The organism is Nonomuraea phyllanthi (assembly GCF_006334985.2).
Taxonomy (GTDB): Bacteria; Actinomycetota; Actinomycetes; order Streptosporangiales; family Streptosporangiaceae; genus Nonomuraea; species Nonomuraea phyllanthi.
Genome location: NZ_VDLX02000008.1, coordinates 189,517 through 203,023 on the forward strand (window position 1 = coordinate 189,517; position 13,507 = coordinate 203,023).

Below are 13,507 nucleotides of genomic sequence, written 5' to 3' on the forward strand. Positions count from 1 at the left end.
ATACATCGCGTATATACCGCTGATGTATAGTCGCGGGCATGAGCGTTCCCCTGGCCCTCCTGGGCCTGCTCGACCGCGAACCGAGCTACGGCTATGACCTGAAGCGCGACTACGACACCTACTTCGGCCGGGGCAAGCCCCTGCCGTTCGGCCAGGTCTACGCCACGCTCGGCCGCCTCGCCAGGGACGGCAAGGTGAGCGCGGGGCAGAGCGAGCCGGGCGCCGGTCCCGACCGCAAGCGCTACGCCATCACCCCCCGCGGCAGGCAGGAGGTCGAGGCGTGGCTGGCCGAGCCGGTCGCGGCGGAGCCGTACCTGCAGACGGTGCTGTTCACCAAGGTCGTGCTGGCGCTGATGCTGGGCCACGACGCGGCCGGCTATCTCGACGCCCAGCGCGCCACCCACATGCGGCGCATGCGCGAGCTGGCGGAGATCAGGCGCGGTGGCGAGCTGGTCGACATGTTGCTGGCCGACCACGGGATGTTCCACCTGGAGGCCGACCTGCGGTGGATCGACGCGACCTCGGCCCGCCTGACCGCGCTGGCGGAAACGGTGCGCCCGGCATGACCCTCAACGACGCGCCGGTGCCGGCATCGCTGATCGAGCCCGCGCCGGGCCCCCTGATCGAGGCGCGGGCGATCAGCCGCTCCTACGGCCGCACGCCCGCGCTGCGCGAGGCGTCCGTGTCGGTGCGGCCCAAGGAGATCCTGGCGATCATGGGGCCGAGCGGATCGGGGAAGTCCACGCTGCTGCACTGCCTGGCCGGCATCTTCACCCCCGACGCGGGCGAAGTGTGGTTCGACGGCCGGCGGCTCGACACGCTGAAGGACGCCGAGCGCTCGGAGCTGCGGCGCACCGCCTTCGGCTTCGTCTTCCAGTTCGGCCAGCTGGTGCCCGAGCTGACCGCGGCCGACAACGTCGCCCTGCCGCTGCTGCTCGGCCGGGTCAGGCGGCGGCAGGCCTACCGGCGGGCGCTGTCCTGGCTGGAGCGGCTGGAGCTGGGGGAGCTGCGCGACCGGCGCACAGGGGAGCTGTCCGGCGGCCAGGCGCAGCGGGTGGCGATCGCCAGGGCACTGGTGATGGAACCCAAGATCATCTTCGCTGACGAGCCGACCGGCGCGCTCGACTCGCTCACCGGCGAGAAGGTCATGGACCTGCTGGTCGGCCAGGCCCGCCAGGAGGGCGCCACGGTGATCGTGGTGACCCACGACGCCCGGGTGGCCGCCAGCGCCGACCGGGAGGTGGTCGTGCGCGACGGCCGGGTCACCGATCCGTACGCCATCGGGGTCTCTCGATGACGATCTGGCTCGGGGCGCGCCTGTCGCTGCGCGGCGGCAGGGCCGCCATCGCCCGGCTGGCGCTGGTCATGACCGCTGTCGCGGCCGGTGTCGTGGTGCTTCTGGCCACGCTGTCGCTGTTCAACGCCTTCCGGGCCGCAGGGGAGCGCCCGTGCTGGGAGTGCACGACCGGTTCGGCGCCGGGCGGCTGGGTGCTGGGCGCCACCCCGAACACGGCGCTGTGGAACTACCACAAGGACTCGTACGCGGGCCGCGCCATCAAGCGCCTGGACGTGGCGGTGCTCGGCCCCAAGACCCCTGCCCTGCCCGGCGTCCCTGCCCTGCCCGCCGCCGGCCGCTACTACGCCTCGCCCGCCCTGGCCGGCCTGCTGGACACGGTGCCGCGCGACCAGCTGGCCGACCGGTTCCCCGGGACGGAGGCCGGGCTCGTCGGCCCCGCCGCGCTGTCCGGCCCCGACGACCTGGTGATCGTCATCGGCCGGACGCCGGACGAGGTCGCCGCCATGGGCGGAACAGTCGCGGTCGACACCGTCGCCACCGGGCCGGTCGCCGACGACACCACGGCGCTCTACCAGCACGGGTTCGGCATCGCCGCGGTCGGCCTGCTCGTCCCGCTGCTGATCTTCATCGGGACGGCCACCCGGCTGGCCGCCACCCGCCGCGAGGAGCGGTTCGCCGCCATCCGGCTGGTGGGAGCCACGTCCCGGCAGATCAACGTGATCGCGTCCGTGGACGCCGCGCTCGGCGCCCTGCTCGGCGCGCTGGCCGGCGTGGCGCTCTTCCAGTGGGTACGCCCGGCCGTCGCGGACGTCGCGATCATCGGCTCCCGGTTCTTCCCCGAGACCGTCGCCCCCGACGGGCTCCAGTACGCGGCCGTGCTGGTGGGCGTGCCGCTGGCCGCGGTCGGCGCCGGGCTGTGGTCGCTGCGGCGGGTGCGCGTCACCCCGCTGGGCGTGGCACGCAAGGTGCGGGCGTCCGCGCCGGGGTGGTGGCGGGTGCTCCCGCTGGCGATCGGCCTCGGCATGTACGCCGGGCCGGTGTTCTGGGGAGAAGGCCGCGGTCCCGACGCCGTGCTCGGCGACGTCGCCCTGGTGCTCATCATGGTCGGGCTGGTCGTGGCAGGGCCCTGGCTGACGATGCTGGCGGCCCGGCTGGCCGCCCGCCGAGCGCGCGGGGCGGCGACGCTGCTGGCCGCCCAGCGCCTGGCCGCCCATCCGAAGGCGGCCTTCCGCTCGGTGAACGGGATCGTGCTGGCCGTCTTCATCGGCACGGCGGTCGCGGGGATCGTGCCCGCCGTGGTCACAGGGCAGCGGTCGGCCGGCGGCGGCGCGCTGAACGAGGTCGTACGCGCCTCGTTCGGGCAGACCTTGTCCCCCGCGAAGAGCGCGGAGCTGCTCGACCGGCTGGACGGCGTGGCACCGGGGACCGTGCTGCCGGTGTACGCCAGGCCGGAGCGCGACATTCCCGCCATGCCGGAGCGCCTGCCGGACTGCGACTTCGGAGTCGGGTGCAAGCCGCCCTTCACGCTGCGCGCCGTCGTCGAGTGCGACCGCCTGGCGGCCTTCCCGGTGCTCGGGAGATGCCCGGCGGGCGGCGCGGTGGCGGGCTACTTCATGCGGTTGCTGACCAGCGACAACATGCTGACGGTCGGCCGGTCCCTGCCGATCATCGACGGGAGGAACCCGGCCGTCTCCTATGCCGTCACCGACCTGGGCCTGACGGGCGTGCTGGTCAGCGCGCCCGATCCGGCGGCACGGGAACGGGTCCGCACCCTGCTGACCACATACCTGGCGGCGTCGGGCAGCCGGGAGACGCCGATGACGTTCGCCGAGGTCGCCCAGGTCAGGGAGGTCCTGCTGGACGCGGTGGAGCGCGTCGCGCTGGCCATCGTCGTGCTGACCCTGCTCGTGGCGGGCTGCGGCCTGCTGGTCGCGGTCGCCGGCGGGCTGGTGGAGCGCCGGCAGCCGTTCACGCTGCTGCGGCTGAGCGGCACGCCGGCGCGCACGCTCTCCGCGGTGGTGCTGCTGGAGACGGCGGTGCCCATGAGCGTGGCCGCCGTGCTCGCCGCCGGCGCCGGGCTGGGCGTCGCCGGGCCGCTGGTCGACCAGCTCGCCATCGCGAGCGCGCCGGTCGCCGTGCCTGGCCCGGCCTACTTCCTGACCGTCGGGGGCGGCCTGGTCGCCGCCCTGCTCGTCATCGCGGCCGCGCTGCCGCTGCTCAAGCGCATGACCACGCCAGAGAACGTGCGATTCGAATAGGACTGGGATGATCACGAAAATCCTGGCCGCCCTCTTAATGGCGGCCTCCACGTACGTGCCCGCGCACGTCCAGCACCACGGCGCCGTGGCCGCGCCGGACGGGCGCTACGCCGCCGACATCCGGCGCACCGAGTACGGCATCCCGCACATCCTGGCCAAGGACCACGGAAGCCTCGGTTACGGCTACGGGTACGCCTTCGCCCAGGACAACCTGTGCGTCATGGCCTCGTGGGCGATCACCCTGCGCGGCGAGCGCTCGCGCTACTTCGGCCCGGAGGCGATGTCCGACGACCCCGCCAGACCCGCCCCGAACCTCGTCAGCGACGTCTACTACAAGAGCATCCACGCCTCGGGCGTCCTGCGGCGCGTGCTCGCCGGCACCGCCCCGCACGGCCCGTCCAAGGAGCTGCGCGCGCTGGTGGACGGCTACGTCGCCGGCTACAACCGCTACCTCGGCGACACGGGCGTGGACAGGCTGCCCGACCCGACCTGCCGGGGCAAGGACTGGGTCGGCCCCATCACCGCCACCGACGTCTGGATGAACCTGCTCGATCTCGGCCAGCTGGCCGGCAGCTCCCAGTTCAAGGAGGCCATCGTCGGGGCGGAGGAGGGCGACGAGCAGGAGCGCGGGCCCGCCCCCGGCAGCAACGGCTGGGCGCTGGGCCGCGAGGCCACCCGGAGCGGCCACGGCATGCTGCTGGCCGACCCGCACTTCCCGTGGAACGGCATCCGCCGCTTCTACCAGGTGCAGCTGACCATCCCCGGGGTGCTCGACGTGTCCGGCGGCAGCCTGTACGGCACCCCGCTCGTCCAGATCGGCCACAACGCGAGCCTGGCCTGGACCCACACGGTCTCCCACGCCCAGCGCTTCACCCTCTTCAAGCTCGACCTGGTGAAGGGCGACCGCACCAGCTACCTGGTCGACGGCCGGGCCGAGCCGATGGGCCGGCAGGAGGTGACGGTCACCACGCGGGACTCCGTGGTCACCCGCACGCTCTACACCTCGCGCTACGGCCCGGTGCTGGCCGAGGGCTGGTCGGACGAGTCGGCGTTCGCGCTGGCCGACGTCAACGCCGCGAACCTGCGCTTCGCCGACGAATGGCTGGCCATGGCGGCGGCCCGCGACGTCGCGGGGCTGCGCGAGGCGCAGGAGACCTACCAGGGCATGCCGTTCGTCTACACGCTGGCCACCGACGTGGCCGGCACGGCGTACTTCGCCGACGCCTCGGCCGTGCCGCACGTCACCGACGCCCAGGCCGAGCGCTGCGTCAAGCAGACGATGGGGGAGGCGTACGTGCTGGACGGCTCCACGTCGGCGTGCCTGTGGGGCAGCGACCCTGACGCCGTCGAGCCCGGCATCTTCGGCCCCGCCCGCCAGCCCCGGATGATCCGCGCCGACTACGTGGCCAACGCCAACGCCAGCCCCTGGCTGACCAACCCGGAGGCCCCGCTCAGCGACTACCCGCGCATCTACGGCAACGTCCGCAAGCAGCTGGACCTGCGCACCCGGGTCGGCCTCGACATGATCGACGCCAACCGGCCGTTCACGCTGGAGAAGCTGCAGTCCACGGCGACCGGCAAGCGCAACCTGAGCGCCGAGATCGCCCGCGCGGACCTCATGGCGCTCTGCCGGGCCGAGCCCGTGCTGACCGCCTCCGACGGCAGGCGCGTCAAGGTGCGCCCCGCCTGTAAGGTGCTGGCGCGCTGGGACGCGCACGCGCGGCTCGACAGCGAGGGCGCCGTGCTGTGGCGCGAGTTCTTCACGGGGCTCGACCGGCCGTCCCCGGAGGGCGAGCCCCAGCCGAACATCTGGTGGCGGGTGAAGTTCGACCCGGAGCGGCCCCTGACCACGCCGCGCGGGCTCGACAGGAACCAGCCGGTGGTGTCGCTCGCGCTGGCCGACGCCGTGCAGTTCTTCCAGGACAACCGCATCCCGTACACGCTGACACCGGCGCAGGCCCAGCGCTACGGTTCGGTGCCGCTGCCGGGCTGCACGGAAGGCGAGGGCTGCTTCGACCGCGTCCGCATGCGGGGCCCGCTCGGCGCCGACGGCCGCTACCCGGAGGTCGACACCGGCTCCAGCTTCATGATGGCCGTCGAGCTCACGCCGCGGGGCCCGCGCGGGCGGACCGTGCTCACCTATTCGCTGTCGGCCAACCCGGCCTCGCCGCATCACGCCGACCAGACCGTGCTGTTCTCCCGCGGGCAGTGGGTGACCGAGCGGTTCACCGAGGCCGAGATCAAGGCCGATCCGCGGCTGACGACCACGACCCTCCGGGGTTAGGGGAGCGGGCCGGGGCCGTCGTCGGGCAGGCGCAGGACCCGGCCGAGCACCTGGTGCATGTGCGCGCGGAAGCGGTCCAGCATCTCGGGGTCGTCGGCGTGCCGTCGCCGCCCCGCGTCGTCGAGCACGCCGCCGAGCGAGAACCCGTTGATGCACCAGAACAGCATGTACATGACGAGCCGAGCATCGGCGCCCGCCGGCCGGGCCAGCAGGTCGACGCTGTCGACCGAGTGCTGGATCATGACACGGGTGCTCACCGGGTCCAGGTCGATGTCGGTGGCGTCCGCCAGCCAGCGATGCATCCACAGCGCCGGGATCTGCGGATACTTGGCGCACACGTCGATGTGGTCGTCGATGTAGCGCCGCAGGGCCTCCGGCCGCCGCTCGGGCGGCGCGTCCCGCAGCTCGGCCGCCCGGCTGTCCATGACGGTCCCGATGACGCGGTTCGCCTCGTCCATGACCGCCAGGTAGAGCTCCCGCTTGGTGCCGAAGTGCCCACCGATCGCCGTTGTCTCCACGCCGGCGGTGTCGGCGATCTGGTCGAGGGACGTCCCGTCGTACCCGAGCGCGGCGAACAGTCTCATCGCCGACCGCAGGATCGCCTCGCGCTCGCCGCCTCCTGGAACCCCCATGCACGCGACCTTAGATCGGGAACGCCGCGCAGCCCATCACATGATTGACAAGCATCGGTAAAACTGTCACGGGGTGAGGAGCGCGTGGAGCCCCTCACCCACCGGCCGGCGTCAGCGGCCCGTCCACTTGATCTCGTACGGCTGGAGCGCGTACTCCTTGCCGTCCACGGTCGTGGTGACCGCGGCGTCCGCCGTGTTGACCAGCAGCAGCTGCTCCGGCTGCGCCAGCACCTTCACCTTGGCGTCCGACGAGGTGACCTGCTCCAGCTGGGCGCCCGCGGGGAACCACTTGACGAAGTTGGCCACCAGCTGCCCGGTCGCCATCGGGGCGCCGCTGCGCGGGTCCCACAGGCAGCCCTGGCAGTCGCCGTCCTTGGTCTGCGGGTTCCAGTACAGCGCCGTCGCGGCGCCGCTGCGCGCGAACTCGATCATGGAGGCGGCCTGTACGGCCAGCCGCTTCGGCTCGGGCCACGTGGTGGAGCCGTCCTCCGGCACGAAGTACCACTCCGACCACCAGACCGGCAGGTCGCCGACCTTGTCGCGCAGCCACTTGGTGACCGCGCCGAACTTCTCCAGCGCCCCGAACTCGTCGGGCAGCAGCTCGTGCGCGTCGGTGGGGGAGGCGCCGTCGACGACCACGAAGTCGGCGCCCTTCTTGTGCTCGAACCAGTAGGTGAAGGCGTCCAGGACGTTCTGGTTGACGACGCCCCACGGGCCGCGCAGCTCGGAGTCACCGTCGCGGTTGCTGTCGAAGCCGATGTACGGGCCGCCGATCTTCGCGTCGGGACGGGCCTTCTTCACCGCGTCGTACACCTTGTTGTACAGCTCGGTGTAGCCCTTGTAGTCGGCGGGCTTGGAGTGGTCGCGCCAGAAGCCCTTGAACTCGTTCCACACCATGAAGTACTTGACGTCGCTGTAGCGCGTCGCGACGGCCGCCGCGAGCTTGGCGAAGTCGTCGAAGTGGTCGGGGTACGGGGCGTCCTCCAGGTGCTCGTCCCAGGCCGACTCCTCGGTGGGGCCCTCGGGGCCGCCCTTCATCCAGTCGGGGGCGCAGCACAGCGTGATGACGGGGACGGCGCCGGACTCCTTCATGAGGTTCAGCCGGCTGTCGAGGTCCTCCCAGTAGTACTGCCCCGGGTACGGCTCGGGGTTGAGCGCGCCGAAGCCCATGATGTGCTGGTTCTGCACCATCGGCGTCTGCGCCAGCGACCTGGCGACGTCGAGCTCGAACTCCCTGGTGACGTTGTTGGCGCTGACGCCCGTGTGGGTGAAGCCCCACCGCGGCCAGCCCGCGTCCACCTTCGGCGGCTGCTCCGGCTTCTCGCCGGCCTGCTGCGACGCCGCCGGTGAGCTCGGCGGCTCGACCTGCTGAGCCCCGGTCGTCCCCTGCTCCGCCGGATCGGCGAAGGAACAGCCCGTCACGACCAGCGCAACGGCCGCCGCCATGGCGGCGGCCCTGCCGAACCGCCGCCGGATCGATCCCCCGTCTGTCGTTGCCACCCGTATCTCACCCGATCCTCGACGTCCTGATGCCGCCTTGAGCGTTCCATGGGTCGCGCTCAAGGGGCATATCGGAAGCGGGGTTCACAGCGAGTTCACAGCCAATCGTTATGTTTACGAGGTGGCGCGGGCGCGACGTCTCAGACGTAGCCGGTGGAGCCGTCGGGGCGGATGGGCAGGACCCGCTCCCAATGCACGTAGTCGTCGGTGCGCAGGGCCGACTCGTCGATCTCCACGCCCCAGCCCGGCCGGTCCGGCCGCAGCTCCAGGTGGCCGTCCACCGGCAGGTACGGGTCCGGGCACCAGGTCGTCTCGTCCGGCTTGTACTCCAGCAGCTTCAGACCGTGATGCGTGGCGGCGAAGTGCACGTTGACCGCGGTCGCGAGCGGCCCCATCGGGTTGTGCGGGGCCACGCTCGCGTAGTGCGCCTCGGCGATGGCGGCGATCCTGCGCATCTGCGCCAGCCCGCCGACCACGCACACGTCCGGCTGGACGATGTCCGCGCCGCCGGCCGTCAGCAGCGCCAGGAAGTCCTGCGGCAGGAACAGCGACTCCCCGGTGGCCAGCGGCACGTCGAGCTGGGAGCGCAGGTGCCCCCACGCCGGGATGTACTCGGGCCTGATCGGCTCCTCGAACCACAGCGGGTCGTACGGCGCCAGCGCGTTGCCCAGCTGGATGGCCTGGCGCGGCTCGAAGATGCGGGCGTGCGCCTCGAAGGCGAACTGCCACTCCGGCGGGCTGATCGAGCGGATCTCGGCGAAGTACTCGGCCGCCTCCGCGCACACGTTGCCCCACCGGCCCGCGTACAGATCGCGCCGGTACGGGCTGAGCTTGAAGGCGGTGAAGCCGTACCGGTCGTTCATCTCTTGCGTGAGGTCGCGGCAGACGGACGGGTCGGGCGCGGTGTAGACGCCGCAGTAGACGGGGACGCGGTCACGCACGTTGCCGCCGAGCAGCATGTAGACCGGCAGCCCGGCGGCCTTGCCCGAGATGTCCCACAATGCCTGGTCGATGGCCGCGATGGCCGCCAGCCCGAGCGCGCCCGGCGGGAAGCGGGCCTCCTGGATCAGCCGGCGCACCACGTACTCGACCCGCCGCGGATCCACCCCCTCGATCTGCCGGAACATGTACTCGAGCACCGGCGGCAGCGCGTGGTCAGGCCCGTGGTTGTAGGCCTCGCCCCAGCCGGACACGCCCTCGTCGGTCTCGATCTTCACCAGCAGCCGAGGCCGGTTCCCGACCCGCTGCATGTACGTCCGCAACGCGGTGATCTTCATGCTTCTTCTCCCTGCCAGGCGGCCAGGATCGCGGCCACCTCCTCGCGTACGGTCTCGGGCAGCGCCCGGCTCGGCGGCCGGACGTCGCGGCGGCAGAGCCCGAGCTGGGCCAGCGCCTCCTTGACGACCGACACGTTGTCGGCCGAGGCGTCCGCGCCGCGCAGTTCCTCGAACCGCCTGATCGCCTCCCACACCCGCATCGCCGCGGGATAGTCGCCCGCGCGCAGCGCGTCACGCATCCGCAGCGTCAGCGAGGGCGCCGCGGTGACCAGGCCCGAGGTGAACCCGCGCGCCCCGACCGCCCAGTACGACGGCGTGTACGGCTCCGCCAGCCCGCACAACCAGGCGAACCGGTCGAGCCCGGCGTCCCTGGCGACCGAGGCGAAACGCACCGGGTCGGGCACGGCGTACTTGACCCCGAGCACGTTCGGGCACTGCTCACCCAGCCGCCGCACCTCGGCCCCGGTGACCCGCGCGCTGCGGATGTAGGGGACCACGCCCAGCTCGGGCACGGCGTCGGCGATCTCGCGGTGGTAGGCCACCCAGCCCTCGCCCGACACGTACGGGTGCACGGGCTGGTGCACCATCACCATGCGCGCGCCCACGTCGCGGGCGTGCCGGGCGGACTCCACGGCCGAGACCGCGTCCAGCCCGACGCCCGCCACCACGGTGACGCCGTCACCGGCGGCCGCCACGGTGGACTCCAGCACCTGCCGCCGCTCGGCGGGGCTGAGCGCGTAGAACTCTCCGGTGTTGCCATTGGGCGTGATCACGTTCACGCCCGCCGCGACCAGCCTGCGCACGAGCTTGGCGTTGGCGTCGAGATCTACGGCGCCGCCGGCGTCGAAGGGCGTCACCGTGACGGCCACGACGTCATTCAGCACAGTACGCAAGGATCAACCTCTGCTTTCGTTCAGCGGACGGATCTTCACCAGGAATCCGTAGATCAGCGTGCCGAGGATGGCCATGGCCCCGGCGAAGAGCATCGGCCCCGTGTAGGAGTTGCCGCTCAGGGTCAGGAAGAACCCGATGAGGATCGGGCTGATGATGCTGCCGATCTGCGAGCCGAAGTTCTGGAAGCCCGCGACCGAGCCGACCACCGACGGCGCCGGCGCCACCTCGGCCGGCAGGCTCAGAATCGCTGCGCCGGCGAAGGAGTGGGCGCAGTTGCTCACCGACAGCAGCACCATCACGGCCACGTCGCCGGGCACGAACGTGGTGAGCGCGATCGTGGAGGCCAGCAGCATGCCGGTGATGATGGGGATCTTGCGGGCGCGGGCGATGGGGACGCCGCGGCGCACGAGCCAGTCGGAGAACGCGCCGCCCGCGATCGTGGCGAACACTCCCAGCACGGCCGGGATCGAGCCGAACACGCCGAGCTCCAGGATGGTGAACCCGCGCGCCTCCACGAGATAGCTCGGATACCAGGTCAGGAAGAACGCGCCGGTGGCCGAGCGGCAGATGTAGCCGATCACCAGCCACCACACGGTGGGATGGCGGAGCAGCGCCGGCCAGCCCACCTTCGGCCCGCTCTCGGGCACGGCCGCGTCGCCGCCCTCGATGTAGTCGAGCTCGGCCTGGGAGACGCGGGCATGCTCCTGCGGCGAGCGGTAGATCATCAGCCAGCCGATCACCCAGAACAGGCCGATCACGCCGATCACGACGAACGCCGCCCGCCAGCCGAAGGCCGCGATCAGGGCCGACACCACGGGTACGGACAGGGCGACGCCGATCTGCTGGCCGGTGTCGAACAGACTGGAGGCGAGCGCGCGTTCCCTGCGCGGGAACCAGGCGGCGACCACCTTGATGTTCGCCGGCTGTACGGGCGCCTCGCCGATGCCGAGACCGAGCCGGCACACCATCAGCGTGCCGAAGCCGCGGGCCAGCGCGGTGGCCGCGGTCCAGAGCGACCACCACACGACGGCGATCGGGTAGACGACACGCGGACCGAACTTGTCGAGCAGCCAGCCGGACGGCAGCTGGAAGATGGCGTAGGTCCAGAAGAACGAGGAGAGCAGGACCCCTTTCATGGTCTGGTCGAACCCCAGCTCCTGCTGCATGTAGGTGCTGGCGACGCTGAGGCTGGACCGGTCGAGGTAGGCGATCGCGAGCCCGAGGCCCGAGAGCGTGATGATCATCCAGCGGAATCGGGACCGTGCGGGTCGCGCTGTCGCGGGCACGGCCGGGGCGGGTATGGCGGAGTTAGACTGCATTCGAGCTCCATGCTGCAGGTCAGTGCAGTGGCCACGCGGGACCGCCGGATCGCGTTCCCGGGAGGCGCCGCGGCAACGGCGCCGTCCGGTGTTCCGCCCGGTCCGGTGCGTGGTGAGCCGTCATCAACGGTGTGGCCCGTGTCCGCGGGTCACACCGGACGGCTCTCTGGTGCGAATCTCCCTTCGTGAACCGTAATTGACGCGACTGTAACCGAAATTCCGGTCATATACGAGATGCGATGTAAGATATCTTCCGTGGCGACAAGCATCTTCGGCGCGCAGCCCGCGACCATGTCCTCGCGGGGCACGGTCGTCCTGGAGGCGATCAAGCACGCGATACTCACCGGGGCACTCCAGCCGGGCCAGCCCCTGGTCGAGACCGATCTGGCCCAGCAGCTCGGCGTGTCGAAGACGCCCGTACGCGAGGCGCTGAAGACGCTCGCGGGCGCCGGGCTGGTCACCATGAGCGAGTACAAGGGCGCGTCGGTGCGCACGGTCGACACCGCGCTCGTGGAGTCCGTCTACGACCTGCGCCTGCTGCTGGAGCCCGAGGCCGTCTCGCGTACGGTGCGGCGCGGCGCGGACCTGACGCCGGCCGCCGAGGCGCTGCGCCGCGCCGACGCCTCCGCCGACCGGGCCGATCGCAGCCTGGCCAACCGCGACTTCCACCGTGCCCTCTACGCCGGCTGCGGCAACCCGCTGCTGGTCTCCAGCCTCGACTCGCTGCGCGACCAGACCGCGCTCATCTCGGCGGCGGCGTGGAGCCGCGCGGCCACCTGGGAGCGGGAGGCCGACGAGCACCGCGACATCCTGCGCGCCGCGCAGGCGGGCTCGCACGACGAGGCCGCCGGCCTGCTGCGCGACCACATCTGCAGCTTCCTCGAACGCGTCATGTCCGGCGGCGCCCCCACGTGATTCCCGGACGAATCCGGACGATCCGCTCTCCTTGTCGGGCGTCCGGAACTCGGGCCGGGGAGCTGATCGTTAGGCCACCGGCACACAACCGATCTTCGACAGGGAGAACAGAGCCGTGGTCTTCAAACGCATGCTGGGTGCTTTCGGCGTCGGCGCGCCCTCGGTGGACACCGTCCTGTCCACGCCGGTGACCCAGCCGGGCGGGACGATCCGGGGCGAGGTACGGCTCAAGGGCGGCGACTTCGACGCCGAGATCGAGCACATCACGCTCGGCCTGGTGGCCAGGGTGGAGATCGAGCACGGCGACGGCGAGCACGACGGGCTCGGCGAGTTCGCCCGCGCCCGGGTGTCCGGGCCGTTCACGCTCCGCCAGGGGGAGGAGCGCGTCACCGCCTTCGAGCTGCCGGTGCCGTGGGAGGCACCCGTCAGCCAGATCGGCGGGCAGCCGCTGACCGGGATGGCGGTGGGGGTGCGCACCGAGCTCGCCATCGCCAAGGCCGTCGACAAGGGCGACCTCGACATGCTGGCGATCGAGCCGCTGCCCTCGCAGCTGCGCATCCTGGAGGCGTTCCTGGGACTCGGGTTCGCCTTCAGGTCGGCCGACCTGGAGGCGGGCCACCTGTACGGCGTGCACCAGGAGCTGCCGTTCTACCAGGAGATCGAGTTCTACCCGTCCGGCCGGTACGCGGGGCTCGTGGGCGAGGTCGAGGTGACCTTCGTCGCCGATCCCGCCGGGCTGCAGGTGGTGCTGGAGGCCGACAAGCGGACCGGGCGCTACTCGTCGAGCGACGCCATCGGCCGCTTCCACGTCAGCCACCAGGACGCGCTGGTCACCGACTGGCAGGCGGAGCTGGGCCGCTGGCTGGACGGCCTGGCCCAGCACGGGCCCGCCCACCACGGCGGCCACTACGAGGGTCACCACGGCGGTCACCACGGCGGGCACTACGACGAGCACCACGAGGGTCACCACGGCGGCCACCATGGCGGGCACCACGGCGGCCCCGGGTGGGGGACGGTGGCCGCCGCCGGCGCCGCGGGCGTCGTGGGCGGCCTCGTGGCGGGAGAGGTCGTCGAGGAAGTGGTCGAGGAGTTCTTCGAGGACGAAGGGGGCGACGACTGGTGATCCGCCAG

The 13,507-nt window shown here is 71.9% G+C and carries 11 protein-coding genes; 6 read left to right on the plus strand and 5 right to left on the minus strand.

The genetic code is table 11. From position 1 onward, the window contains the following. Positions 1-38 precede the first annotated feature (38 nt). Genes FH608_RS22525 through FH608_RS22540 form a run of 4 tightly spaced genes read left to right on the plus strand, consistent with a single transcriptional unit; the run spans position 39 to position 5,839 of the window. Positions 39-566 carry a PadR family transcriptional regulator gene (locus FH608_RS22525; protein WP_139632556.1) on the plus strand — a complete coding sequence of 176 codons (528 nt, stop codon included), beginning with the start codon at positions 39-41 and terminating at the stop codon, positions 564-566. Next, positions 563-1,297 carry an ABC transporter ATP-binding protein gene (locus FH608_RS22530; RefSeq protein WP_139632557.1) on the plus strand — a complete coding sequence of 245 codons (735 nt, stop codon included), beginning with the start codon at positions 563-565 and terminating at the stop codon, positions 1,295-1,297. The genes FH608_RS22525 and FH608_RS22530 overlap by 4 nt, the downstream gene beginning before the upstream one ends. After that, on the plus strand, positions 1,294-3,555 hold the full coding sequence (locus tag FH608_RS22535; RefSeq protein WP_139632558.1) for an FtsX-like permease family protein: 2,262 nt from the start codon (positions 1,294-1,296) through the stop codon (positions 3,553-3,555). The genes FH608_RS22530 and FH608_RS22535 overlap by 4 nt, the downstream gene beginning before the upstream one ends. 7 nt (positions 3,556-3,562) lie before the next feature. Further along, positions 3,563-5,839 carry a penicillin acylase family protein gene (locus FH608_RS22540; RefSeq protein WP_226899780.1) on the plus strand — a complete coding sequence of 759 codons (2,277 nt, stop codon included), beginning with the start codon at positions 3,563-3,565 and terminating at the stop codon, positions 5,837-5,839. Here FH608_RS22540 and FH608_RS22545 read toward each other — a convergent pair. The 5 genes from FH608_RS22545 to FH608_RS22565 form a co-directional block, all read right to left on the minus strand. After that, positions 5,836-6,471 carry a TetR/AcrR family transcriptional regulator gene (locus tag FH608_RS22545; protein WP_139632559.1) on the minus strand — a complete coding sequence of 212 codons (636 nt, stop codon included), beginning with the start codon at positions 6,469-6,471 and terminating at the stop codon, positions 5,836-5,838. The genes FH608_RS22540 and FH608_RS22545 overlap by 4 nt on opposite strands. 111 nt (positions 6,472-6,582) lie before the next feature. After that, positions 6,583-7,971: a GH39 family glycosyl hydrolase gene (locus FH608_RS22550; protein WP_226899781.1), complete on the minus strand. Its 1,389-nt coding sequence runs from the start codon at positions 7,969-7,971 to the stop codon at positions 6,583-6,585. Positions 7,972-8,111: 140 nt separating this feature from the next. Next, positions 8,112-9,248, minus strand: coding sequence for a mandelate racemase/muconate lactonizing enzyme family protein (locus FH608_RS22555; RefSeq protein ID WP_139632560.1), 1,137 nt, complete (start codon positions 9,246-9,248; stop codon positions 8,112-8,114). Beyond that, complete coding sequence (locus FH608_RS22560; RefSeq protein WP_226899818.1) at positions 9,245-10,132, minus strand: dihydrodipicolinate synthase family protein; 888 nt, start codon at positions 10,130-10,132, stop codon at positions 9,245-9,247. The genes FH608_RS22555 and FH608_RS22560 overlap by 4 nt, the downstream gene beginning before the upstream one ends. 12 nt (positions 10,133-10,144) lie before the next feature. Next, the gene (locus FH608_RS22565) at positions 10,145-11,386 is read right to left on the minus strand and encodes an MFS transporter (protein ID WP_193318560.1); all 1,242 of its coding nucleotides are present in this window, start codon (positions 11,384-11,386) and stop codon (positions 10,145-10,147) included. A gap of 330 nt (positions 11,387-11,716) precedes the next feature. On the opposite strand from FH608_RS22565, the gene FH608_RS22570 reads away from it, so the two are divergent. Together FH608_RS22570 and FH608_RS22575 are read left to right on the plus strand one after the other, a co-directional pair. Continuing rightward, positions 11,717-12,376, plus strand: coding sequence for a GntR family transcriptional regulator (locus FH608_RS22570; RefSeq protein WP_226899782.1), 660 nt, complete (start codon positions 11,717-11,719; stop codon positions 12,374-12,376). A 115-nt stretch (positions 12,377-12,491) separates the two neighbouring features. Further along, positions 12,492-13,499 (plus strand): sporulation protein, encoded by a 1,008-nt coding sequence (locus FH608_RS22575; protein ID WP_139632564.1) that lies wholly within the window; start codon positions 12,492-12,494, stop codon positions 13,497-13,499. The last annotated feature ends 8 nt before the right edge of the window (positions 13,500-13,507 follow it).

What these genes read in the sequence shown, in the direction of transcription:
- FH608_RS22525 (WP_139632556.1), top strand. Translation starts at nt 39, where the DNA reads ATGAGCGTTCCCCTGGCCCTCCTGGGCCTGCTCGACCGCGAACCGAGC.
- FH608_RS22530 (WP_139632557.1), top strand. Translation starts at nt 563, where the DNA reads ATGACCCTCAACGACGCGCCGGTGCCGGCATCGCTGATCGAGCCCGCG.
- FH608_RS22535 (WP_139632558.1), top strand. Translation starts at nt 1,294, where the DNA reads ATGACGATCTGGCTCGGGGCGCGCCTGTCGCTGCGCGGCGGCAGGGCC.
- FH608_RS22540 (WP_226899780.1), top strand. Translation starts at nt 3,563, where the DNA reads ATGATCACGAAAATCCTGGCCGCCCTCTTAATGGCGGCCTCCACGTAC.
- FH608_RS22545 (WP_139632559.1), bottom strand. Translation starts at nt 6,471, where the DNA reads ATGGGGGTTCCAGGAGGCGGCGAGCGCGAGGCGATCCTGCGGTCGGCG.
- FH608_RS22555 (WP_139632560.1), bottom strand. Translation starts at nt 9,248, where the DNA reads ATGAAGATCACCGCGTTGCGGACGTACATGCAGCGGGTCGGGAACCGG.
- FH608_RS22565 (WP_193318560.1), bottom strand. Translation starts at nt 11,386, where the DNA reads ATGATCATCACGCTCTCGGGCCTCGGGCTCGCGATCGCCTACCTCGAC.